This is a genomic window from Acinetobacter chengduensis, assembly GCF_003664645.1.
Classification (GTDB): Bacteria; Pseudomonadota; Gammaproteobacteria; order Pseudomonadales; family Moraxellaceae; genus Acinetobacter; species Acinetobacter chengduensis.
In genome coordinates this window covers 1-1,560 of record NZ_RCHC01000058.1, presented here as the reverse complement: position 1 = coordinate 1,560, position 1,560 = coordinate 1, and the positions used below count along the sequence as shown (strand labels likewise).

Here is a 1,560-nt window from a genome sequence, read left to right as displayed (position 1 = left end):
AGCCATTATTGAGGGTTTTAACGAGGCCGAAGGTACTAATCTAAAGTTAGCCGACATAACCAATCTTGAGGTAGCACAGGGATGGGTTGATGAATTTTTAGAGAAGTATTCTGATTAAGAGGATGTGGTAATGAATGACAAGTATGAAATGCCTGAACTTTATTTGTATAGAGAATTAACAAGCAATGAACAGGTCGCCATAAACCAAAAGCTTATTTCTTATGTCTGGGACATTGGCTCTCTCTTTAATGTGCACATGAAAAATAATGCGAAATCATACAATTTAGTGAAATTAACCAGCATAAACTTCGAGAATGAAGCAACTGCGGTGTGGGTTCACTTTGAAACAATAACGGGTGAAAGTATTGGCATCCCTCTCGATTTTCTTTCTAGAATTGAGCTTGCAGGACAAGAAGAAATTTAAACTGCGAACCCGACGCAGTCCTTTAGAACAGATCGGGTGGAGAGGAAAATGGATACCGGAAGAACTGATAAATTTGAAATAGACACACCTCTTGATGGGTCTGTTGAGCTGGTGGCTTTAGAACTGATGAAAATTATTGCAAACGCAGAAAGTAAAGAAGCTCAAGGACAAGAGTTTGCCAGAGAGTACTATCTACGGCTTTATTCAAAGTGCCTAAAAACTGTATTACTCAGAAGCTATGAAGGTTGAGTGCGCTTAATAACATTGATATACATGCTATTAACTGCTTGATTGATTGATTCTGGATCCTGCATGCCAGATTTGATGAGAGCTAATGTTAGCTCCATCTTTATATCTTCTTGGCTTCGATTCATCTTAGAACTCCTTCCAACCCACCACCACGGTGGGTTTTCTTTTTTATAAATCCATATTTTCCCTGATATTATGAAGATGAGACTCTGCACCAACATTGTTCTCAAACATCCATAAATACCGGAGAAAATATGAAACCTGAAATTATAGAAGCTTTAGCGTTAGAGCTTACTAAGGCAACTATTGCTGATACTAACCCTCAAACCATTAACTTTAAAAGCGCTGATCTTTGGGTGAAAACCTATCTTGAATCAGAAAAACAAATTAAGGAGGCTGTTGCTAAAGCCAATCCGCCTGCTGTAGATGTTTCTGACATTCCAATTTTTGGTCGTTAACCTTTTGCGCTGATATCTAAAAAACAGCCATTCTTTTCTTGAAATTCAAGGAGAGTGGCTTTTAGCTTAGGTGTAAGCTTGATTGAATGCTTAATGGTTGTCTCAATCGTGTGACTACCAAACACAGCTAACTCAGCCGCACTCACCTGCCCCTCCAAATCCTCAGCTCTTACACCATTCAGCAGTAGTTTTTCAACCAACTGCTTGCGCCATTCATGTATTTCACCACCTAAACTCATTTTTATCACCTTTGATAATCGGGTTTTCTTTTGTCTATATTATCATTTACTAAATTAATTACTAATTTTATTTAGCAAAACTATTGACTAATTATTTAGTAAATACTAAATTACATCTCACACACCCCAACCACAGAGATAAAAAATGGAAATTCAAAACTTACGCCTACAACTGCTCCACATCGCAGAT

The 1,560-nt window shown here is 37.7% G+C and carries 4 protein-coding genes; 3 read left to right on the top strand and 1 reads right to left on the bottom strand.

What is annotated here, in order from left to right; all coding sequences use genetic code 11:
* Positions 1-130 precede the first annotated feature (130 nt).
* The 3 genes from D9K81_RS18155 to D9K81_RS18140 all read left to right on the top strand — a co-directional run bounded on the left by D9K81_RS18155 (position 131) and on the right by D9K81_RS18140 (position 1,131).
* On the top strand, positions 131-424 hold the full coding sequence (locus D9K81_RS18155) for a hypothetical protein (RefSeq protein ID WP_121524024.1): 294 nt from the start codon (positions 131-133) through the stop codon (positions 422-424).
* 48 nt (positions 425-472) lie between these two features.
* Positions 473-673 carry a hypothetical protein gene (locus D9K81_RS18150; protein ID WP_120376175.1) on the top strand — a complete coding sequence of 67 codons (201 nt, stop codon included), beginning with the start codon at positions 473-475 and terminating at the stop codon, positions 671-673.
* A 254-nt stretch (positions 674-927) separates the two neighbouring features.
* The gene (locus D9K81_RS18140; RefSeq protein ID WP_120376173.1) at positions 928-1,131 is read left to right on the top strand and encodes a hypothetical protein; all 204 of its coding nucleotides are present in this window, start codon (positions 928-930) and stop codon (positions 1,129-1,131) included.
* Here D9K81_RS18140 and D9K81_RS18135 read toward each other — a convergent pair.
* Positions 1,128-1,370 (bottom strand): hypothetical protein, encoded by a 243-nt coding sequence (locus tag D9K81_RS18135; RefSeq protein ID WP_207667532.1) that lies wholly within the window; start codon positions 1,368-1,370, stop codon positions 1,128-1,130. The genes D9K81_RS18140 and D9K81_RS18135 overlap by 4 nt on opposite strands.
* Between the last annotated feature and the right edge of the window lie 190 nt (positions 1,371-1,560).

Coding starts and splice junctions, on each gene's coding strand:
- D9K81_RS18140 (WP_120376173.1), top strand. CDS start 928: ATGAAACCTGAAATTATAGAAGCTTTAGCGTTAGAGCTTACTAAGGCA.
- D9K81_RS18155 (WP_121524024.1), top strand. CDS start 131: ATGAATGACAAGTATGAAATGCCTGAACTTTATTTGTATAGAGAATTA.
- D9K81_RS18135 (WP_207667532.1), bottom strand. CDS start 1,370: ATGAGTTTAGGTGGTGAAATACATGAATGGCGCAAGCAGTTGGTTGAA.
- D9K81_RS18150 (WP_120376175.1), top strand. CDS start 473: ATGGATACCGGAAGAACTGATAAATTTGAAATAGACACACCTCTTGAT.